Here is a 21386-nt window from a genome sequence, read left to right on the forward strand (position 1 = left end):
AAGGATGAGCAACCTCTGGGACTTGAGCCGCCTGCAGCCGAATCACGCCATCGTGATGCCCGGCGACACCATTCCCGAGATGTTCTGGAACGCGGTGGAGCAGCGCGCCGGCCAGGTCTGGATGCGGCAGAAAAAACTCGGTATCTGGCACGCCTGGAGCTGGACCGAGACCGGGCAGGCGGTGCGCGAGATTGCTGCGGGGCTGATCAGCCTGGGCTTTGCGCGCGGCGAGTGCGCGTCCATCCTGTCCAACACCGTGATCGAATGGGTGCTGACCGACCTGGCCGTGCTCAGCTGCGCCGGCGTGGCCAACGGCATCTACCCCACCGACGCGGCCAGCCAGGTGCATTACCTGTGCGAGGACTCGCGCACCACCATCCTGTTCGTGGAAGACGACGAGCAACTCGACAAGGCGCTGCAGGTGCGCCCGCAGCTGCCCGGCCTGCGCAAGGTGGTGGTGTTCGACATGGAAGGCCTGCGCGATCTGGCCGACCCCGACGTGCTGAGCCTGGACGCTCTGCGTGCGCTGGGCCGCGAGCATCTGGCGCGCCAGCCGAAAGCCGTAGAGGAACGCGTGCAGGCCTGCCAGCCGCAGGACCTGGCGATCCTGGTCTACACCTCGGGCACCACGGGCAAACCCAAGGGCGCGATGCACAGCCACCGGGGCCTGGTGTTCAGCGCACGCGGCTACAACACGCTGGTGGCGCAGGACGAGACCGATGAGCGCATGTGCTTTCTGCCGCTGTGCCACATTGCCGAGCGCATGGGCGGCGAGTATTTTTCGCTGTACACCGGCTCCAGGCTGAACTTTGTCGAGAACCCCGAGACGATTCCCGAGAACGTGCGCGAGATTGCACCGACCGTGTTCACGGCGGTGCCGCGCGTGTGGGAGAAGTTCTACTCCAGCGTGATGATAGCGCTCAAGGAAGCCAGCGCGCTGCAGCAGGCCGCCTACGCCTGGGGCATTGGCGTGGGCACCGCGATTGCCGACAAGGTGCTGGCCGGCGAGCCCGTGAATGACTGGCTCAAGGTGAAATTCACCGTGGCGCGCTGGATTGCCCTGAACAATGCACGCAAGCTCATCGGCATCCACCGCGCGCGCTTTTGCGTCACCGGCGCGGCGCCGATCTCGCCCGAACTGGTCAAGTGGTATCTGGCGCTGGGCGTGCCCATGCTGGAGGTCTGGGGCATGACCGAGACCTGCGGCGCCTCCACCGGCGTGCCCGCCAGCCGCATCAAGCCCGGCTCCATCGGACCGGCGGCCGACTACAACGAGGTCAGGCTCGACCCGGCCACCGGCGAAATCCTGGTACGCGGCACGAATGTGTTCATGGGTTACCTGAACCTGCCCGAGAAGACCGCCGAGACGATCGACGCGGACGGCTGGCTGCACACCGGCGACGTCGGCACGGTGGACGCCGACGGCTACTTCCGCATCACCGACCGCATGAAGGACATCATCATCACAGCCGGCGGCAAGAACATCACGCCCAGCGAACTCGAGAACGAACTCAAGTTCTCGCCCTACATCACCGACGCGGTGGTGATTGGCGACAAGCGTGCGTACCTGAGCGTGATCATCATGATCGACCAGGAGAACGTCGAGAAATACGCGCAGGACGCCGATGTGCCATTCAGCAACTACGCGAGCCTGACGCGCGCCGCGCAGATCCAGGACCTGATCCAGTCGGAGATCGACAAGATCAACCAGAAGTTTGCGCGGGTCGAGCAGATCAAGAAGTTCTTCCTGCTGGAGACCCAGCTCACGGCCGAGGACGAGGAGCTGACGCCCACCATGAAGCTCAAGCGCAAACTGGTCGAGAAAAAATACGCGCCCCAGATCGAAGCCATGTACGGCTGACGCGCCGCTGGTTAAGTAGTTTCCCTTGCGCGTTAACGCCAATTTGAGTTTCAAGGGGTCCGGTCAAAAATTCCCACTCACGTCCATCAAGGAGATACGCATGAAATTGAAGTCCGCCCTGGTCCTGGCCATTCTGGCACTGGGCACCTCGCTGGCGCTGGCGCAGCAGCAAGGCGTCAGCAAGAACGAGATCCTGATCGGCACCATCCAGGACATGTCGGGCCCGCTGGCGGGCTACGGCAAGCAGGCGCGCAACGGTATGCTGCTGCGCATCGACGAGGTCAACGAACAGGGCGGTATCCACGGCCGCAAGCTCAAGCTGGTGTCCGAAGACGATGGCTACGATCCCAAGAAGGCCGTGCTGGCCGCGCAAAAACTGGTGAACCAGGACAAGATTTTCATCATGGCGGGTCACCTGGGCACGGCCCAGAACCTGGCCGCCATGCCGGTGCAGTTTGAAAAGAACGTGATCAACTTCTTCCCGATCACGGCGGCGCGCGAAATGTACGAGCCCTTCAACCGGCTCAAGTACTCGTTCGCCGCCACCTACTATGACCAGATTCGCCTGGCGCTGCCCAAGCTGGTGAAGGAAAAGAATGCGAAAAAAGTCTGCACGATCTACCAGGATGACGACTTCGGCATCGAGGTCGAACGCGGCGCCGAGGCGGCCCTCAAGACCCTGAACATGCCCTTGACCGAGAAGACCACCTACAAGCGCGGCGCAACCGACTTCTCCTCGCAGGTGGCCAAGATGAAGGCCGCGGGCTGCGACCTGGTGGTGCTGGGCACCATCATCCGCGAGACCATCGGCACCATCGGCGAGTCGCGCAAGACCGGTTTCAACCCGACGTTCCTGGGCTCCAGCGCGGTCTACACCGACCTGATCCACAAGCTCGGCGGCAAGGCCATGGACGGCCTGTACGCGACCATGACGGTGCAGCATCCCTACCTCGACGAGGCCTCGCAGCCGATCCGCTTCTGGGCCACCAAGTACAAGACCAAGTTCAACGAAGACCCGACCGTGTTCTCGGTCTATGGCTACGACATCATCGACGCGCTCGCGCGGGCCGCGGACAAGGCCGGCCAGAACCTCACGACCGACAGCTTCATCAAGGCCATGGACACCATGAAGATCCCGCCCGACATGTTCGGCAGCGACGAGGCCACGTTCAGCCCGACCAAGCGCCTGGGCAGCGATCTGTCGCGCCTGTCGCAGATCCAGGATGGCAAGTGGAAGGTGGTCTCGGGCTATGTGAAGCCCTGAACCTGCCCACCCCCCGTAAAAACCGCCTTCGGGCGGTTTTTTTCGTCTCCGGCCTGAAGACCGGCGAATTCGACAGCCGAATCCGGCGTGCCGGATCTGCCCGCGGGGGCTAAAGTTGACTCATCAAACCATGAGTGAACAAAGAAAGTCTATGACCACGCACATGACGGGCGACAGGCTCGCGGCGATCGACTGGGGCCAGGTCGCGCTGGACCTCGATGCCCAGGGCAGCGCCGTGATCGAGCGCCTGATCGCCCCGGCCGAGTGCCAGACCCTGGCCGCGCTGTACCCTCGGGACGCCCTGTTTCGCAGCCGCGTGGTGATGGCGCGGCACGGCTTCGGGCGCGGGGAGTACAAATATTTCAGCTATCCCCTGCCCGACTTGATTGGCGCGCTGCGCACGGCGCTCTATCCGCACCTGGCGCCGATCGCCAACCGCTGGAACACGGCCATGGGCATTGATGTGCGTTATCCGGACCGGCATGCGGCCTTCATCGAGCGCTGCCACACGGCGGGCCAGTCGCGGCCCACGCCGCTGCTGCTGCAATACGGCGCGGGCGACTACAACTGCCTGCACCAGGATCTTTACGGCGAGCATGTGTTTCCGCTGCAGGTGGTGATCCTGCTGTCCGAGCCCGGACGCGACTTCAGCGGCGGCGAGTTCGTGATGACGGAGCAGCGCCCGCGCATGCAGTCGCGCCCGATGGTGCTGCCGCTGCGCCAGGGCGATGCCGCGGTGATCGCGGTGCACCACCGCCCGGTGCAGGGCACGCGCGGCGTGTACCGGGTGAATTTGCGGCATGGCGTCAGCCGCGTGCATACCGGGCAGCGCCACACCGCCGGCATCATCTTTCACGACGCGGCCTGAGACTCTGTTCATGACGATGGACTTGTTCGAACCAGATAACGCAGGTGGACCGTCCTTGCAAACGCTGGGTCCCGGTGCGCTGGTGCTGCGCGGCTTCGCCACGGCGCACGAGACGGCGCTGTGGGCGAGTCTGCAGGACGTGCTGGCGCTGGCGCCATTTCGCCACATGCGCACGCCGGGCGGCTTTCGCATGTCGGTGGCGATGACGAACTGCGGCGCGCTGGGCTGGGTCACGGACCGTACCGGCTACCGCTACGATGCCGCGGACCCGCAAAGCGGCCACCCCTGGCCGTGCATGCCGGAATCGTTCCTGCGACTGGCCACAAACGCGGCGGCGCGGGGCGGTTTCGAGGGGTTTGTACCCGACGCCTGCCTGATCAACCGGTACGCGCCGGGTGCCAAACTGTCGTTGCACCAGGACCGCAACGAGCGGGACTACGGCGAACCGATCGTCTCGGTCTCGCTCGGCCTGCCCGCCGTGTTCCTGTTCGGTGGCCTGGCCAGGGCGGATCGGACGACGCGCGTGCCTTTGAGCCATGGCGACGTCGTGGTGTGGGGCGGGCCGGCGCGCCTGCGCTACCACGGCGTGCTACCTCTTGCGGAAGGCCATCACCCCCTGACGGGGGACTACCGCATCAACCTGACATTTCGCAAGGCGGGTTGAGCCCGGCGCTCCCGCCGCAGGCGACGTTCCGCATCATTTAGGGCTTCAGCCCATACGGAGCAATGGCTATAAGCTATAAAAACAAGAGCAAATCAGGACACGATATAGGCCGCCGTGCCACTGGACAGCAGCTTGCCGTCGGCCGCCAGGAACTCCATGCGCGTGGACGCCACGCGCGAGCCCAGGCGCATCACCTGCGCGCGCAACTCGAAGTGCTCGCCGATGCCGGGGCGCAGGTAGTCGATGCGCAAGTCGATGGTGCCGAGCTTGCCGAAGCGCTGCAGCCGCTGCGCGGGCGACTCGTCCATGTGGCGCGCACCGATGGCCGCCATCACGGCCAGGCCGCCCACGGAGTCGAGCCCGGCGCTGATCACGCCGCCGTGCAGGCGGTTGTGGGCGTAGTGGCCCACGAGCTCGGGCTTCATGTCGATGCGGGCGGCGATCTGTTCGGGCCGCAGCGAGGTGATCTTCAGCCCGATCACCCGGTTGAAGGGAATCTTCTCTTCAAAGATGGCTTTCAGGCCGGTGATGAATTCGGGTTCAAACTCGCCGATGGGAACTATGTTTTTCATCATGACTGCGATTGTCTCGCACGCGGCAACTGGCGGCGCCATGGCGCCATAAGCCACCGAAACTGACAAAACAGTCATATTCACGACAGCCTGCAGACGGCGCCTGCGTTTAGAGTACAAAAGTTGTCATGCGGGTGACCAGCTTTTGGCGTTGCCCGCCCGCATGCCCGACCCATCGCACGAATCCCCAGAGGCCATGACTCCTTCTGACAGACGATCCCCCCGACCTGCGGCACGGCTCCCCAGCCGGCTGGCGGTTGCCGCGCTGGCGGCACTGCTGGCCAGCTGCTCCGCCGTCGGCCCCGACTACGTGCGCCCCACCATCGACATCCCGGCCGCTTACAAAGAGAGCGGCCCCTGGAAGACGGCCGAGCCGCAAGCCATCGACAGCCGGCACCCGTGGTGGCAGGCCTATCGCGACAGCACCCTTGACCACTTGATGCAGCAGGCCAACCAGGCGAACCAGAACATCGCCCAGGCCGAGGCCCAGTACCGGCAGGCGCGTGCGCTGGCCGATGCCGCGCGCGCCGGCTTGTGGCCTGCCGTGGGCGTGAATGCGGGGGTCACCCGGGCCCTGAGCAATTCCGGCGGCATCAAGGAAGGCACCTTCCCCAGCATCGGCGTGGGCGCGAGCTGGGAACCCGATGTGTGGGGCAGCGTGCGGCGCGCCGTGGAAGCGGGCAATGCCGGGGTCCAGGCCAGCGCCGACGACCTCGCGGCGGCCCGCCTGAGCATCCAGGCCGCGCTGGCGCAGGACTACCTGCAACTGCGCGTCACCGACCTGCTGATCGATTTGTATGCCGTCACGACCGAGGCCTACACGCGCGCACTGCAGCTGGCGCAAAGCCAGTACGCGGTGGGCGTGGCGCTGCGCTCGGACGTGGCGCTGGCCGAGAGCCAGCTCAGGACGGCGCAGGCCCAGGGCGTCGATCTGCAGGCGCAGCGCAGCCAGCTCGAGCACGCCATCGCAATCCTGACCGGCAAGCCGCCGGCCGCCTTTGCGCTGCCGGCGACGGCGGCCACCATGGACCAGCTGGGCACGCACTTGCCGGCGATTCCAACGGGCTTGCCCTCCGAGCTGCTGGAGCGCCGCCCCGACATCGCCGGGGCCGAACGCCGGGTCGCACTGGCGAATGCCAACATCGGCGTGGCCAAGGCCGCCTACTTCCCGTCGCTGATGCTGAGCGCCAGCGGTGGCTACAGCAGCGCCAGCTTCGCCACGCTGTTCAACACACCGAGCCGGGTCTGGTCGCTCGGCGCGGCGCTCGCCCAGACGCTATTTGACGGCGGGCTGCGCAAAGCCCGGAACGCGCAGGCACTGGCGGCCTACGACGTATCGGTGGCGCAATACAAGCAAACGGTGCTCAACAGCTTGCAGCAGGTGGAAGACAATCTGGCGCTGCTGCGCGTGCTGGATCATGAAGTGGTGTTGCAGGACCAGGCGGTGCAGGCCTCGCAGCTGGCCGAGCGACTGGCGCTGGCGCAGTACCGCGCGGGCACGGCGAGCTACCTGAGCGTGGTCACGGCGCAGACGCTGTCGCTGACAAACCAGCGCGGCGCGGTGCAATTGCGCGGGCGCCAGCTGGTCGCCAGCGTGGCGTTGATTACGGCCACGGGGGGTGGCTGGGACGCCACGCCTGCAAACAGTGCACCCGTGGCCTCCACCGCCCGCCAAGCCCCCGGCGCAGTCCCGCAGGTTGCCAACGCCAATCTATTGAACTCCGAGCTCCGGAAACTGAAGCCATGAAATCCCCTTTTTTTCAACGCCGCCCGATTCTGCTGACCGCGGCCTTCCTGCTCGTGCTCGCTGGCGTGGCCACGCTCGGCCTTGACCGCGACGCCCGTTCGGCAAAGCCGCCGGAGCCGGCCGCGCCGCCGGTGAACGTTACCCTGGCCCGGGTTCAACAACACGCTATGCCGATCTACCAGGCCGGCGTCGGCACCGTGACCCCGCTGGCCAGCGTGACCGTGAAAGCCCAGATTGACGGCCAGCTCGAGCGCGTCGGGTTCACCGAAGGCCAGGACGTCAAGGCGGGTCAGATGCTGGCACAGCTGGACCCGCGCACCCAGCAGGCCCAATTGCAGCAGGCACAGGCCCAGAAGGCCAAGGATCAGGCGCAGTTGGCCAACGCCCGGCTCGATCTGAAGCGTTACACCACCTTGCTCGCGCAGGATGCCGCCACGCAGCAGCAGTTCGACACGCAAAAGACCCTGGTCGCACAGCTCGATGCGGCCGTCAAGGTCGATGACGCGCTGATCAAATCCGCTCAGGTGCAACTCAGTTTCACGACAATCGTCGCCCCGATCAGTGGACGGGTCGGGGCACGGCTGGTGGACCCGGGCAACATCGTGCACACGAGCGATGTCAACGGCCTGGTCGTGATCAACCAGATTGACCCGATCGCGGTCGTCTTCACGCTGCCGGGAGAGGCCGTGCAGGGCATCCACCGCGCGCAGCAGGCGAGCCGACAACCCCTGAAAGTGCAGGTGTTCACGCGCGACGACCAGACCTTGCTCGCCACCGGCGAGCTCGTCCTGGTCAACAACCAGATCGACACCAGCAATGGCACCGTGCAAGTCAAGGGTCGCTTCGCGAACCCGACGCACAAGCTCTGGCCGGGTCAGTATCTCAACGCACACCTCGTGCTGGGTGAGCGTGAAAACGCCATCACGGTTCCAGCCGCCGTGGTGCAGCGCAACCAGGAAGGCACGTATGCCTATGTCGTGAATGCCGACGACACGGTTCGAATGCAATCGATCAAGGTGGCCCTGATCCAGGACGGCACGGCCATCGTCGATGCGGGTCTGACGGCGGGCGAGCGCGTTGTGCTCGACGGACAGTACAAGATCACCTCCGGCACCAGGGTCGCTGGCGCGCCAGTGTCCGCATCCACAGCGATGGGTGGGGCTAGCGCCGCGGGAGGAAGCCGGTGAGCGTTTCCGCCGTCTTCATCAAGCGCCCGATCGGCACGACGCTGCTGGCGCTGGCGATATTTCTGATCGGCGCGGCGGTGTTTCCGCTACTGCCGGTGTCGTCCCTGCCGCAGGTGGACTTCCCGACGATTCAGGTCACCGCCAATCTGCCCGGTGCAAATCCCGAGACCATGGCCTCCAGCGTCGCCCAGCCGCTGGAGCGCAAGTTCGCGCTTATCTCCAGCCTGTCGCAGATGACTTCGAGCAGCTCCCAGGGCACCACGCAGATCACGCTGCAGTTCGATTTGAGCCGCAATATTGACGCAGCCGCGCTCGACGTGCAGACGGCCATCACGGCGGCCAGCGGCCAGTTGCCGTCGAATCTGCCAAGCCCGCCCACCTTGCGCCAGATCAATCCGGGTAACTTTTCGATCCTGGTGCTGGCAGTGCAGTCCGACTCGTTGCCGATGACGCAGGTGAACGAGTACGCGGACACGATCCTGGCGCAGCAGATCTCGCAGATTCAGGGAGTCGGTCAGGTCAACATCGGCGGCGCGCAGAAACCGTCGGTGCGCGTCCAGGTCGATCCGGTCAAGCTGGCCGCCCTGGGCATGAGCATCGAGGACGTGCGCAGCGCCATCGCTACCGCGACCGTCAGCCAGCCCACTGGCAGCATCAACGGCCAACATCAGAGCTTCGCCGTTTACACCAACGACCAGGTGCTTCATGCCGGTCCGTGGAACGACATTGTGCTGGCCTACCGTCATGGCGCGCCGGTGCGCGTGCGCGACATCGGCGTGGCCGTTGCGGGGCCCGAAGACGTGACTTCCGCCGCCTGGGCTTACGCGGGCGCGGCGGCGCCCGCCGCCAGCACCTTGCAAAACGGCCGCGGGCTGGTGCTGTTCATCGACAAGGAGCCGGGAGCCAACGTGATCGACACGGTGGAGCGCATCAAGGCGGCGCTGCCCCGGCTGCAGGCGGCGATTCCACCCTCTATCTCGGTCAACATCCTGGTCGACCGCACGCAGAACATTCGCGCGTCGGTAGACGAGGTCGAGAAAACGCTGCTGATCACCATTGCAGCGGTCATCGGGGTGATCTTCATGTTCCTGCTGAGCGTACCGGCCACCGTGATCCCGGGCCTGACGGTGCCGCTGGCGCTGCTGGGCACGGCCGCCGGGATGTACCTTCTGGGATACAGCCTGGACAACCTGTCGCTGATGGCGTTGACCATCTCGATCGGCTTCATCATCGACGACGCCATCGTGATGCTGGAGAACATCTACCGTCACATCGAAAAGGGGATGAAACCGATGGCGGCGGCCCTCCAGGGTTCGGCGGAGATCGGATTCACGATCATGTCGATTTCGGTCTCGCTGGTGGCGGTGTTCATCCCGCTGCTGTTCATGGGTGGCATCGTCGGGCGCTTGTTCCGCGAGTTCGCCGTTACGGTGACGATGACCATCGTGATCTCGGTGCTGGTGTCTCTGACGCTCACGCCGATGCTGTGCTCGCGCTTTCTCACCGACAGCCACGCCAAGCAGCATGGCCGTCTGTACCGGCTGTTCGACGGCGGCTTCAATGCCCTGCTGGCCGGGTACCGGCGCGGGCTCGACAAGGTGCTCAGGCACGAGTTCATCACGCTGTGCGTGTTCCTCATGACGCTGGCGCTGACCGTGCTGATGTTCGTGTTCAGCCCCAAGGGCTTCTTTCCACAGCAGGATACCGGCGCCCTCTTCGCCATTGCCGAGAGCGGCCAGGACGCCTCACCCGCCGCGATGTGGCGACGCATGACGCAGGCGGCCGATGTCGTGCGCGCGGACCCCGATGTGAGCGGCTTCGGCATGTTCACCGGTGGCAACGGCGGTACCGCCAATACGGGACGCCTGTTCATCGCCCTGCGGCCCCGCGACGAGGGCCGCACCGCCTCCGCCGACCAGATCATTGCGCGGCTGCGCCCGAAGCTGGAGAAGCTGGAGGGCATTCGGCTGTTTCTGCAGGCGCCGCAGGACATCAACGTCGGCGGCCGGCTGTCACGCACCCAATATCAATACACGCTGACGGACACCAGCCTGGACGAACTCAACAGCTGGGCGCCGCGCGTGCTCGAAGGCCTGCGCAAGCTGCCCGAACTCGTCGACGTGGCCACCGACCAGCAAAACCAGGCCGCAGCTGCGGTGTTGACCATCGACCGGGCGCGGGCCGCCAGTTTCGGCATCTCGCCGGCACTGATCGACTCGACGCTGAACGACGCGATCGGCCAGCGCCAGGTCGCGCAATATTTCACCCAGACCAACAGCTACCATGTGATCCTGGAAGTTACGCCCGCACTGCAACAGGACCCGTCGCTGTTCGACAAGCTGTACCTGACCTCGCCGCTGACCGGGCAGCAGGTGCCGTTGTCGGCCTTCATCAAGATCGACACCAGCAAGACGGCGTACCTGACGATCAACCATCAGGGCCAGTTCCCGGCGGTGACGATCTCGTTCAACCTCGCCCCCAACGTGGCGCTGGGCCAGGCGGTCACAGCGATCGCCAAAGCGCAGGTGGAGATGCGTGTGCCGGCGACACTGTCGGGCGGGTTCCAGGGAACGGCCAAGGCCTTCACCGACTCACTCTCCACCCAACCGTACCTGATCGCGGCAGCGCTGATCGCGGTGTACATCGTGCTGGGCCTGCTCTACGAGAGCTTCATTCACCCGCTGACCATCCTGTCCACGTTGCCCCCGGCGGGGCTTGGCGCGCTGCTGATTCTGCGTCTGGGTGGCTACGACCTCAGCGTGATCGCCCTGATTGGCATCATTCTTCTGATCGGCATCGTCAAGAAGAACGGCATCATGCTGGTCGACTTCGCGCTCACGGCCGAGCGCGAGCAGGGGCTGGAGCCACGCGAGGCGATCTACCAGGCGTGCCTGCTGCGCTTTCGTCCGATCATGATGACGACGATGTGCGCGATGCTGGCCGGCCTGCCCCTGATGCTGGGCACCGGCGCCGGCTCCGAGCTGCGCCGCCCGCTGGGCTATGCGATGGTCGGCGGGCTGATCCTGTCGCAGGCCATGACCCTGTTCACGACGCCCGTGATCTACCTGTACCTGGACCGCGCCCACTACTGGTATACCCGCCGCAAGGAAGCGCGCAAGGCGCGCAAGGCGGGCCTTGGGGGCGAGCCCAAGCCACCGGTGGTCGTAGGCACGCATTGACCATGAAGATCCTGATCGTCGAAGACGAGCCCAAGACCGCCGACTATCTGCAAAAGGGCCTGGCCGAACAGGGCTGCACCGTCGATCTGGCCTACAACGGCATCGACGGCCAGCACCTGGCGCTGGCGCACGACTACGACGTCATCGTGCTCGACGTGATGCTGCCCGGCCTCGACGGCTTCTCGGTGCTGCGCACCGTGCGCGCGCTCAAACAGACGCCGGTCATCATGCTGACCGCGCGCGACCAGGTGGAAGACCGCATCAAGGGGCTGCACGACGGAGCCGACGACTACCTCGTCAAACCGTTCTCGTTCCTGGAACTGCTGGCCCGGCTGCAGGCCCTCACGCGGCGCGGCCGCGCGCAGGAGCCGGCGCTGCTGAAGATTGCCGACCTGCAGATCGACCTGATGGCACGCAAGGCCTGGCGCGGCCATGTGCGCATCAACCTGACCGCCAAGGAATTTGCGCTGCTCGCCGTACTGGCGAGGCGCCAGGGCGAGATCCTGTCCAAGACCGCGATTGCCGAATTGGTGTGGGACATGAATTTCGACAGCAACACGAATGTGGTCGAGGTCGCCATCAAGCGCCTGCGCGCCAAGATCGACGCGCCGTTCTCGCCCAAGCTGCTGCACACCATCCGCGGCATGGGCTACGTGCTCGAGCCGCGGGAGGAGGACGTGGTGTGATGCGGCGCTCCATCACCGTGCGGCTGATCGTCATGTTCGCGTTCGCGGCGCTGGTCACCTTTGCGCTGATCGGTGCGGCCCTGTATGGCGTTCTCGAGCGCGAACTGGCGCGCCATGAGCAGGACGAACTCAAGACCAACCTGCAAAACCTGCAGTACTCCATCGAGCGCACCGGCGACATGGATCGCTGGGCGCGCGTGCGCGCCAAGATGGACACCCTGACGCCGGCCGACGGCAGTGTGCGTTTCTGGGTGTTGAGCGACGACCCGCGCTACCAGTACGGCCGCGGCCTGGCCGAGATCGAGCACATGAACCGCGAGCCCGATGGCCGCGGCAGCATCCTGATGCCGCAACAGGTGCACCCGATACACACCCTGTCGGCCAGCATCGCCGCCCTGCAGGACCGTCCGGCCGTGCGGCTGATCGTCGGCGTCGACTCGGCCTCCTACGCCCGTACGCTGGACACTTTTCTGGCCGCGCTGGCCGTACTCTCGCTGAGCGCGGTGCTGGGGGTCATGCTGATCGGCTACTGGATCGCACGGGTCGGGCTGCGACCTCTGGTGCAGCTGTCCCGGGAGGCCCAGGCGCTGCGCCCAAAGCCGCTCTCGCAACGGCTGAATGTGTCGCAGTTGCCGGCCGAGTTGTCGCAGCTGGCCGCGGCCTTCAACGGCGCGCTGAGCCGCCAGCAGGATGCGTATCGGCAGCTCGAGTCCTTCAATGCCGACGTGGCCCACGAACTGCGCACGCCGCTGACCAACCTGATCGGTGGCACCCAGGTCGCCCTGTCGCGCCAGCGCACGGCGGGGCAGTTCCAGGAAGTGCTGCAATCGAACCTCGAGGAGCTCGAGCGGGTGCGCTCGATCATCAACGACATGCTGTTCCTGGCGCGCGCCGACCAGGGCGAAGCGGCCACCGGCCTGGTGCGCACGCCGATCGCGCAGGAAGTGCGCAAGACCACCGAGTTCTTCGAGTTCGTGCTCGACGACATGGGCGCGACCGTCAGCATCGAGGGCGATGTGGCGGCCGAGGCCATGATCGAAACCGCGCTGTTCCGCCGCGCCATGTCGAATCTGCTGCAAAACGCGATCGAACATTCCAGCGCCGGCGCGCGCCTGCTCGTAACCATCCAGCAACAACTGTCGTCGATCTGGGTCACGGTCTCGAATCCTGGCGAGCCCATTGCGCCGGCTCATTTGCTGCGCCTGTTCGACCGCTTCTACCGGGTCGACGCGGCGCGCCAGCCCCAGGGAGAACACCACGGGCACGGCCTGGGCCTGGCCATCGTCAAGGCGGTCGCGAGCATGCACGGCGGCAGCGTGACGGCCTCGTGCGCGGAGGGCATTACCACCATCGGCTTCAGTGTCCCGGTGACGCCCCCCGAGCTGCCTGACCAGCGTCGCCCGCCGGCAAAACGGGCAACCGGCCTACACGGGTTTGCGCGGGGATCTGCTATGGTTATGTGATGCAGTCTTCGAGTTCTCCACTGCCGGAATGCTCCTGCTTGTTGCCGCCCATCGGCGCGCAGAGCGCGCTTTTTCTCGACTTCGACGGCACGCTGGCCGAGCTCGCGCCGCAACCCGATGCCGTACAGGTCGCCGCGGATCTGGTCCCCACCTTGACGCAGCTGGCCGCCCGGTTGAATGGGGCGCTGGCCATCGTGTCAGGGCGCCCACTCACGGACCTGGATGGTTTTCTCGCACCCCTGCGGCTGCCCTCGGTGGCCGAGCACGGCGCGCAGCGCCGCCTCATCTCCGGTGAAATCATCCGCATGGCGTCTCCCGACCTGCAAGCCGTGATTTGCCGGGTCAACACGCTGGCCCAGCGCCATCCCGGTCTGCGTGTCGAAATCAAGACCGCCGCCGTCGCCCTGCACTATCGCCATGCACCCGAGATGGAAGCGGTGTGCCGGCAGGCCATGGACGAGGTCGTCCGCAGCACCGTGGGCCTGGAATTGCTGCACGGTAAATATGTGCATGAAATCAAGCCGGCGGGCGCCAGCAAGGGCACCGCCATTGAAGACTTCATGGCGCAAGCGCCGTTCGCGGGCCGCCTGCCGCTTTTTGCCGGCGACGATATCACCGATGAAGACGGATTTTCGGCGGTGCAACGGATGGGTGGCTGCGGCATCAAGGTGGGCGAAGGCGCAACGCGAGCCCGCTACCGCTGTCTGTCGCCGGTCGCACTGCGGCAATGGCTGCAGCGCGCAGCACAAGACCTCACCGGAAGGACCAGCCCATGACAGCCCCGCCCGACGCTGCGCGCTTTGCGCCGCCCGCCGAACCCTCGCTCGCCATGGGGGTCATTGGCAACTGCGCCTTCAGCGCCCTGATTGATGCCAGGGCCCGCATCGTCTGGTGCTGTCTGCCGCGTTTCGATGGTGACCCGGTGTTCAACGCCCTGCTGCAGCCGGACACGGGCAAAGGCGCCTCACCCACTGGCGCCCAACCCGGCGCCTTTGCCATCGAGATCGAGGATTTTGCCGAATCAAAGCAGTTCTACGATCCCAACACCGCGGTGCTGCGTACCCAGTTGTTCGACAAGAGCGGGCATGGCATCGAGGTCACCGACTTTGCACCGCGCTTTTACAGCCGGGCGCGCTTTTTCCGGCCCATGACACTGGTGCGCCGGGTGCGGCCTCTGAACGGCGCACCGCGCATTCGCGTCGCGCTGGACGTGCGTTTCGACTGGGGCCGGCGAGAACCCCTGATCACCCAGGGCAGCAACCATCTGCGCTACGTGGGCCATGAGTTGACGCTGCGCCTGAACACCGACGCGCCGCTGTCCCACGTTCTGTCCCGGCAGCCCTTTGTGCTGACACGCGAACTCAACTTTTTGCTAGGCGCCGATGAATCGCTGACCGATGGCATCGCCGACACCGCGCGGCTGTTCGAGCTGGAGACGCTGGCTTACTGGCGCCAGTGGAGCCAGCGCCTGAGCATTCCACTGGAGTGGCAGGAGGCGGTGATCCGCGCGGCGATCACGCTCAAGCTGTCGCTGTTCGAGGACACGGGCGCCATCGTGGCCGCCATGACCACCAGTATTCCCGAGGCGCCCGGCAGCCAGCGCAACTGGGACTACCGCTACTGCTGGCTGCGCGATGCCTTCTTCGTGGTGCGCGCCCTGAACAGCCTGTCGGAAGTCGGCACCATGGAAGACTACCTGGGCTGGCTCGGCAACGTGGTGGTGCAGGCCCGGGGCGGCCACATCCAGCCGCTGTACGGCATTGGCCTGGAGCGCGAGTTGCCTGAAGTCGTGATGGAGCATCTGGCCGGCTACCGCGGCATGGGGCCGGTGCGCGTGGGCAACCAGGCGCAGCAACACTTTCAGCATGACGTTTACGGCAACGTGGTGCTGGGCGCAGCACAGGCCTTTCATGACCACCGGCTGCTGCACCGCGCGGGACTGGCCCAGTTCAAGCGGCTCGAAGAAGTCGGCGAGCAGGCGATACGCACCTACGACAAACCCGACGCCGGCATGTGGGAGCTGCGCTCGCGCGCCCGCGTCCACACCTCGTCCGCGCTGATGTGCTGGGCCGCCTGCGACCGGCTCGCAAAAATCGCCGAGGTGCTGGCGCAAAAGAGGCGGGCAACCCATTGGCGGGGCCACGCACGGCGCATGCGAGAGCGAATCTTGCGCGAGGCGTGGAGCGAAGAGCGCCAGGCCTTTGCGGAGAGTTTTGGCGGGCGCAGCCTGGACGCCAGTGTGCTGTTGATGACCGAGGTCGGCTTCATCGATCCGAAAGACCCGCGCTTCATCGCCACCGTCGATGCGCTGGAAACCCATTTGTGCGATGGCCCCTACATGCGCCGCTACGAAGCCCCTGACGATTTCGGCAAGCCGGAGACGGCCTTCAACATCTGCACCTTCTGGCGCGTTGATGCACTTGCGCGCATTGGCCGCAAAGAGCAGGCGCGCGAAATTTTTTCAACCATGCTGGCCGCACGCAACCATCTGGGACTGCTGTCTGAAGACACGCACCCGGTCACGGGTGAAATGTGGGGCAACTTTCCGCAGACCTACTCGATGGTCGGCATCATCAACGCGGCGGTGCGCCTGTCGGCACCGTGGGACTCCCAGATATGAGGATCACGCCATGAGCCGCCTTGTCGTTGTTTCCAACCGCGTCGCCGACCCGCGCAAGGCGGCGGCGGGCGGCCTCGCCGTCGCACTGGGCGACGCCCTGAATACCGCGGGCGGACTCTGGTTCGGCTGGAGCGGCACCGTGATCGAAGGCGGCGCGCCCGGCGAAGGCGAATTGCACCAGCAAAAGGCCGGCACCGTCACGCTGGCCACGGTGGATTTATGCGCCGAAGACCACGCCGATTACTACCTGGGCTACAGCAACAGTGTGCTGTGGCCCGTGTTTCACTACCGGCTCGACCTGGCACGCTTTGATGCCGGCTACTTTGGCGCGTATCGGCGTGTGAACCGGCTGTTTGCACGCCAGTTGCTGACGCTGCTGCGGCCCGACGACATCATCTGGGTGCACGACTACCACCTGATCCCCCTGGCGGACGAGTTGCGCGCCCTGGGCGCGACCCAGCGCATCGGCTTTTTCCTGCACGTGCCGCTGCCGCCGCAACAGCTGCTGGCAGCCATTCCCCAACACGAATGGCTGATGCACGCCCTGTTTGCCTACGACCTGGTCGGCTTCCAGAGCGAGGCCGACCTGGAAAACTTCTCGCGCTACGTGCGGGCCGAGGCCGGTGCCGAGGATTTGGGCGACAACTATTACAAGGCCTTTGGCCGCACGGTGCAGGCAGGGGCCTTCCCGATCGGCATCGACGTCGATGAGTTCGCTGCACTCACGCACGGCAAGGACGCGCGCGAGATGTACGAGCGCATGAAGGACGAATACTCGCGGCGCCAGCTGCTGCTGGGTGTGGAGCGGCTCGACTACTCCAAAGGCCTGCCGCAGCGTCTGCGCGCGTTCAAGGCCCTGCTCAAGAAATATCCGGAAAACCTGCGCAGCGCCACGCTGATCCAGATCGCCTCACCGAGTCGCGAGGCCATGGACACCTACACCGACCTGCTGCAGGAGCTGGAGAGCCTGTGCGGTGCCATCAACGGCGATTTTGGAGAACTGGACTGGATGCCGGTGCGCTACATGCACCGCAACGTGGCGCGCAAACGCCTGCCGGGACTGTACCGGGTGGCCCGCGTGGCACTCGTCACGCCGCTGCGCGACGGCATGAATCTGGTGGCCAAGGAGTTCATCGCCGCGCAGGACCCGGCCGATCCGGGGGTGCTGATCCTGTCGCGCTTTGCAGGTGCCGCCGAACAGCTCAAGGATGCCCTGCTGGTCAATCCTTATGACACCGACGGGATGGCAGACACCATCCAGCGCGCGCTGCAGATGCCGTTGCAGGAACGGCAGGCGCGGCACCAGACGCTGCTCAAAAATATCCGCGAGCAGGATGTGCACTGGTGGCGCATGACGTTTCTGAAGGCGCTTGGCGCGGCGGCGCGCGGCTAGGCTGGCCTGGCAGCACGCCGAGGTGATTTCGAACGAAATCGGCTCCTGGCCCATACGGGTTCTTCGCAGTCAGCTCCACTTTTCATAGTAATCGAAAGAAACCGATGGTCTGCCGGAGCGCCGAAGTCCTGGTTTTCCAGTCGATGAACGATTAAAAAAACATCTGGCGTGTCGATTTCCGCAAACGCCATTCGTCGTTCAGTCAGAGCAGGGGCGAGCCATCTTTCGACAGACCCTGCTCCTCAACGGAAAACACAAGGAGTTACAACCATGCGATTCATGATCATCGTCAGGGCGACCAGGGATTCAGAGGCCGGCGTGATGCCGAGCGAGCGACTGCTCGGCGAGATGGGCAAGTTCAATGAAGAACTGGTGAAGGCCGGCGTGATGCTCGCGGGCGAGGGTCTGCACCCCAGCGCCAAGGGCGCGCGCGTCAGGTTCTCCGGCCCCAAGCGCAGCGTGATCGACGGGCCCTTCGCCGAGACCAAGGAGCTGATCGCCGGCTTCTGGCTGTGGCAGGTGAGATCACTGGACGAGGCGATTGAATGGGTCAGGCGCTGCCCGAACCCGTTCGACACAGACTCCGAGATCGAGATCCGCCAGGTGTTCGAGGCCGAGGACTTCGGCGCCGAATTCACGCCCGAGCTGCGCGGGCAGGAGGCGCGATTGCGCACGCAGCTCGCCGCCAAGCCGTAGTCTTCGAAATTCCCCCGCCCCTTGAAAAGGAGAACGTCATGCAAGTCCAACCCTACCTGTTTTTCGATGGCCGCTGCGAAGAAGCGCTCGAGTTCTACCGCAAGGCGCTGGGCGCCGAGATCACGATGCTCATGCGCGTCAAGGAATGCCCGGATCCGCTGCCGCCCGACATGTACCCGCCCGGCTCCGAGAACAAGGTGATGCACGCGAGCTTTCGCATTGGCGAGGCCACCCTGATGGCGTCCGACGGCCGCTGCCTGGGTAAACCGGTGTTCCAGGGGTTTTCGCTCTCACTGAACGCGCCCACCGAAGCCGAGGCCGACCGGCTGTTCGCGGCCCTGGGCGATGGCGGGCAGGTGCAGATGCCGCTGGCCAAGACCTTTTTCTCGCCGCGTTTCGGCATGGTGGCCGACCGCTTTGGCGTGGGCTGGATGGTCATCGTGGCGGCTTGAGACAGGGCCGGTGCTGCGCTATCTCACGAACCGCAGCACCGCCACCGGCGGCAGGTCGCGTGACAGGACTTGCCAGCTCTCGCCCGCGTCAAAGCTGACCCACAGCCCGCCCGTGGTGGAGGCCATCGCGAGCGTCTGGCCGTCATCCGCAACGTCCAGCGCGTGGCGGTAGACCAGGTGATAGGCATGGCTTTGCGGCAGGCCTTGCGCCAGCACCTTGAACGTGGCACCGCCGTCGTCCGTGCGCGTCACGACCATCCGGCCGTCGACCGGAATACGGCAGGCGTCGGCCTGCGCCGGCGCGAACCAGGCGCGCTGCGGGTCGCGCGGGTCGCAGGCCACGGCGAAGCCGAAGCCCGAGGGCGCTGGCGCAGCAATGGCCTGCCAGGTCTGCGCGCCGTCGGCGGAGCGGTAGATGCCGCAGTGGTGCTGCACCCACAGCGCGTCGGGCTGGGCTGCGCACTGCACCATGCAGTGCACGTCCTGGATGTTTTCGTCGGACGCGCTTTCCTCGGGCATGTAGTCGGCCTTCATGCCGGACGCGGTCAAAGCCCAGCTGGCGCCGCCATCGCGCGTTTGCCAGACACCGCCCGAGGAGACGGCCACGGTCAGGTGGCGGGCGTCGCGCGGATCCACCAGCACCGAGTGAATGCCCGGATGGTCGTAGCCGCCGCCAAACCAGCCCCGGCGTTTGGGCTCTTCCCATAGCGCCGTGTTCAGCGCCCAGCTCGCGCCGCCGTCTTCGGACTTGAACAGGCCCGCCGGCATGCAGCCGGTCCATAGCGTGCCGGGCTGGTCCGCGCCGCCGGCCGCCAGCGCCCAGATCAGGTCCACGTTCCAGGGCGTAGCGTCATCTGCCCACGGTCCGTTCACGGGCTTGGGTGGAAAGGCCGGCGCGGCGATCTCTTGCCAGCTCGTCCCCTGATCCATGCTCTTGCGCAACTTGACGCCGAAGTGCCCCATGCGCAGCGCGGCATACCAGGCACCGTCGCGCGGATCGGCCAGCAGCTGCGTCACCGGGTCTCCGGCGAAGTGGTGCGAGGCGATGCGCCAGTCGGCGCCTTCGCCGTGGATCACGAACAGGCCCTTGCGGGTGCCTGTCAGCAATGTGTTCATGAAGACTCCTTTCGTTGCGAGCGCGGCCCGATCAGCCGCCGGTCAGGGCCTGGATCACCAGCACCCGGTCGCCCGGGCTCAAAAGTTGGTCGAGATGGATGCGCTCGCGCACCATCTGCTGGTTCACGAACACGGCCACATGTTTGCGCACAGCGCGCTGGTCGTCGAACACGTAATGCGCGAGCTCGGGCGCCGCAGCCAGCGCGGCCTCCAGCACCGCGCGCAGGCTGCCCGGCGCGACCGACTGCGGCGCGCAGTTCACATGCCGGCGCAGGCTGGCGGCGAATTCCACACAGACCGTTGCAGCTGTCATGACGGTGACGGCCGGCGCCCTGTCGGGGCCAACCCCTCGGCACGCTCCAGCAGCAGTTCGCGCTCGCGCACATTGCGCGCCAGCGCCGCCGCGCACTCGAACTCGGCGCGCGCCTCGTCGGCGCGGCCCATCCTGGCGAGCAGGTCGCCGCGCACGCTGGGCAGCCACTGGTAGCCTTGCAGGGACTTTTCGCGGCGCAACGTGTCGATGATCTCAAGCCCGGCGGCCGGTCCGAAGGCCATGCTCACGGCCACCGCGCGGTTGAGTTCCACCACGGGCGAGGGCGCGACCTGCGCGAGCGCGTCGTACAGCGCGACGATGCGCACCCAATCGGTCTGCGCGGCGGTGTGGGCTCGCGCATGACAGCCCGCGATCGCCGCCTGCAGCGCATACGGGCCGAGCGGATGGCCGACCAATGCTCCCAGTGATTCGGCCCGTTCGAGCGCCACCAGGCCGCGCCGGATCAAAACCCGGTCCCAGCGGGCCCGGTTCTGCTCAGGCAGCAGCACCGGGCGACCGCTCGCATCCACGCGCGCGGCGCCGCGCGAGGCCTGCAGCTCCATCAGCGCGATCAGACCGTGCACCTCGGACTCGCCGGGTGCGAGCTCGGCCAGCATGCGGCCCAGACGCAGCGCCTCATCGGTGAGTTCGGGGCGTATCCAGTCCTCGCCCGCGGTGGCGGTATAGCCTTCGTTGAAGATCAGGTAGACCACTTCGAGCACCGAGGCCAGCCGCTCGCCCACGGCGGCGCCGCGCGGCAGCTCGAACGGCATGCGCGCCTCGCTCAAGGTGCGCTTGGCGCGCACGATGCGCTGCGCGATGGTCGGTTCGGGCACCAGGAAGGCACGCGCAATCTCGTGCGTGGTCAGGCCGCCGAGCAGCCTGAGGGTCAGCGCCACACGCGCCTCGGCCGAAAGGACGGGGTGGCAGGCCGTGAAGATCAGCCGCAGCAGGTCATCGCCGATCTCGTCGGCACGCGCGGCATCCAGGGCATCGACAAAGTCCGGCACGACCAGTGCCTGCTGCGCTTCAAGATCCTGGCCGATCTGTTCGAGCCTGACATCCAGCGCCTTGTTGCGGCGCAGGCGGTCGAGCGCCTTGTTTTTCGCGGTGGCCATGAGCCAGGCGCCGGGGTTGTCCGGCACGCCTGTGGCAGGCCAGTGCTCGAGCGCCGCCACCAGCGCGTCCTGCGCCAGTTCTTCGGCCAGCCCGACGTCGCGCACCAGACGCAGGGTGCCGGCCACGATCTTCGCTGACTCGATGCGCCAGACCGCGTCGATGGCGTGATGCGTGGCCGAATGCATC

Annotated in this window: 18 protein-coding genes; 14 read left to right on the forward strand and 4 right to left on the reverse strand. The window is 66.0% G+C overall.

Features of this window, described 5'->3' with window-relative positions:
- The first annotated feature begins 4 nt into the window (after positions 1 to 4).
- From EUB48_RS18645 to alkB, 4 genes are all read left to right on the forward strand, one after another.
- Positions 5 to 1861, forward strand: a complete 1857-nt coding sequence (locus tag EUB48_RS18645; protein WP_142820567.1) for an AMP-dependent synthetase/ligase — start codon at positions 5 to 7, stop codon at positions 1859 to 1861.
- A 100-nt stretch (positions 1862 to 1961) separates the two neighbouring features.
- On the forward strand, positions 1962 to 3125 hold the full coding sequence (locus EUB48_RS18650; protein WP_142820569.1) for an ABC transporter substrate-binding protein: 1164 nt from the start codon (positions 1962 to 1964) through the stop codon (positions 3123 to 3125).
- A 163-nt stretch (positions 3126 to 3288) separates the two neighbouring features.
- On the forward strand, positions 3289 to 3993 hold the full coding sequence (locus EUB48_RS18655) for a 2OG-Fe(II) oxygenase (protein WP_244618452.1): 705 nt from the start codon (positions 3289 to 3291) through the stop codon (positions 3991 to 3993).
- Between the two features lie 10 nt (positions 3994 to 4003).
- Entirely contained in the window at positions 4004 to 4657 is a 654-nt protein-coding gene (gene alkB / locus EUB48_RS18660) for a DNA oxidative demethylase AlkB (protein ID WP_142820573.1), read from the forward strand.
- Between the two features lie 92 nt (positions 4658 to 4749).
- On the opposite strand, the gene EUB48_RS18665 is transcribed toward alkB, so the two are convergent.
- The gene (locus EUB48_RS18665) at positions 4750 to 5232 is read right to left on the reverse strand and encodes a thioesterase family protein (protein WP_142820575.1); all 483 of its coding nucleotides are present in this window, start codon (positions 5230 to 5232) and stop codon (positions 4750 to 4752) included.
- 193 nt (positions 5233 to 5425) lie between these two features.
- Between EUB48_RS18665 and EUB48_RS18670 the strand changes: the two genes are divergently transcribed.
- The 10 genes from EUB48_RS18670 to EUB48_RS18715 all read left to right on the forward strand — a co-directional run bounded on the left by EUB48_RS18670 (position 5426) and on the right by EUB48_RS18715 (position 18652).
- Positions 5426 to 6976, forward strand: coding sequence for an efflux transporter outer membrane subunit (locus tag EUB48_RS18670; protein WP_142820578.1), 1551 nt, complete (start codon positions 5426 to 5428; stop codon positions 6974 to 6976).
- Positions 6973 to 8163 carry an efflux RND transporter periplasmic adaptor subunit gene (locus EUB48_RS18675; RefSeq protein WP_142820580.1) on the forward strand — a complete coding sequence of 397 codons (1191 nt, stop codon included), beginning with the start codon at positions 6973 to 6975 and terminating at the stop codon, positions 8161 to 8163. Before EUB48_RS18670 ends, EUB48_RS18675 begins: the two co-directional genes overlap by 4 nt.
- Positions 8160 to 11342: an efflux RND transporter permease subunit gene (locus EUB48_RS18680; protein ID WP_142820582.1), complete on the forward strand. Its 3183-nt coding sequence runs from the start codon at positions 8160 to 8162 to the stop codon at positions 11340 to 11342. The genes EUB48_RS18675 and EUB48_RS18680 overlap by 4 nt, the downstream gene beginning before the upstream one ends.
- Positions 11343 to 11344: 2 nt before the next feature.
- Positions 11345 to 12028 carry a heavy metal response regulator transcription factor gene (locus tag EUB48_RS18685; protein ID WP_077563908.1) on the forward strand — a complete coding sequence of 228 codons (684 nt, stop codon included), beginning with the start codon at positions 11345 to 11347 and terminating at the stop codon, positions 12026 to 12028.
- Positions 12028 to 13491 carry a heavy metal sensor histidine kinase gene (locus EUB48_RS18690; RefSeq protein WP_142820584.1) on the forward strand — a complete coding sequence of 488 codons (1464 nt, stop codon included), beginning with the start codon at positions 12028 to 12030 and terminating at the stop codon, positions 13489 to 13491. Before EUB48_RS18685 ends, EUB48_RS18690 begins: the two co-directional genes overlap by 1 nt.
- Before the next feature lie 38 nt (positions 13492 to 13529).
- A complete protein-coding gene (gene otsB, locus EUB48_RS18695; RefSeq protein ID WP_244618267.1) occupies positions 13530 to 14267 on the forward strand; it encodes a trehalose-phosphatase in 738 nt (245 codons plus the stop codon).
- Positions 14264 to 16111 carry a glycoside hydrolase family 15 protein gene (locus EUB48_RS18700; protein WP_142820588.1) on the forward strand — a complete coding sequence of 616 codons (1848 nt, stop codon included), beginning with the start codon at positions 14264 to 14266 and terminating at the stop codon, positions 16109 to 16111. Before otsB ends, EUB48_RS18700 begins: the two co-directional genes overlap by 4 nt.
- A gap of 10 nt (positions 16112 to 16121) precedes the next feature.
- Positions 16122 to 17504 (forward strand): alpha,alpha-trehalose-phosphate synthase (UDP-forming), encoded by a 1383-nt coding sequence (otsA, locus tag EUB48_RS18705; RefSeq protein WP_142820590.1) that lies wholly within the window; start codon positions 16122 to 16124, stop codon positions 17502 to 17504.
- Between the two features lie 270 nt (positions 17505 to 17774).
- Positions 17775 to 18200 carry a YciI family protein gene (locus tag EUB48_RS18710; protein ID WP_142820593.1) on the forward strand — a complete coding sequence of 142 codons (426 nt, stop codon included), beginning with the start codon at positions 17775 to 17777 and terminating at the stop codon, positions 18198 to 18200.
- Between the two features lie 38 nt (positions 18201 to 18238).
- The gene (locus EUB48_RS18715; RefSeq protein WP_142820595.1) at positions 18239 to 18652 is read left to right on the forward strand and encodes a VOC family protein; all 414 of its coding nucleotides are present in this window, start codon (positions 18239 to 18241) and stop codon (positions 18650 to 18652) included.
- A gap of 18 nt (positions 18653 to 18670) precedes the next feature.
- Here the strand turns inward: EUB48_RS18715 and EUB48_RS18720 are convergent, their stop codons facing one another.
- The 3 genes from EUB48_RS18720 to EUB48_RS18730 are packed head-to-tail and all read right to left on the reverse strand — an operon-like array spanning position 18671 to position 21385.
- Positions 18671 to 19768 carry a WD40/YVTN/BNR-like repeat-containing protein gene (locus tag EUB48_RS18720; protein ID WP_142820597.1) on the reverse strand — a complete coding sequence of 366 codons (1098 nt, stop codon included), beginning with the start codon at positions 19766 to 19768 and terminating at the stop codon, positions 18671 to 18673.
- Positions 19769 to 19799: 31 nt separating this feature from the next.
- Positions 19800 to 20081, reverse strand: coding sequence for a MoaD/ThiS family protein (locus EUB48_RS18725; RefSeq protein ID WP_142820599.1), 282 nt, complete (start codon positions 20079 to 20081; stop codon positions 19800 to 19802).
- Positions 20078 to 21385 carry an RNA polymerase sigma factor gene (locus EUB48_RS18730; protein ID WP_142820600.1) on the reverse strand — a complete coding sequence of 436 codons (1308 nt, stop codon included), beginning with the start codon at positions 21383 to 21385 and terminating at the stop codon, positions 20078 to 20080. The genes EUB48_RS18725 and EUB48_RS18730 overlap by 4 nt, the downstream gene beginning before the upstream one ends.
- Between the last annotated feature and the right edge of the window lies 1 nt (position 21386).

It is taken from the genome of Rhodoferax sediminis (assembly GCF_006970865.1).
In the GTDB taxonomy this organism is placed as follows: Bacteria; Pseudomonadota; Gammaproteobacteria; order Burkholderiales; family Burkholderiaceae_C; genus Rhodoferax_A; species Rhodoferax_A sediminis.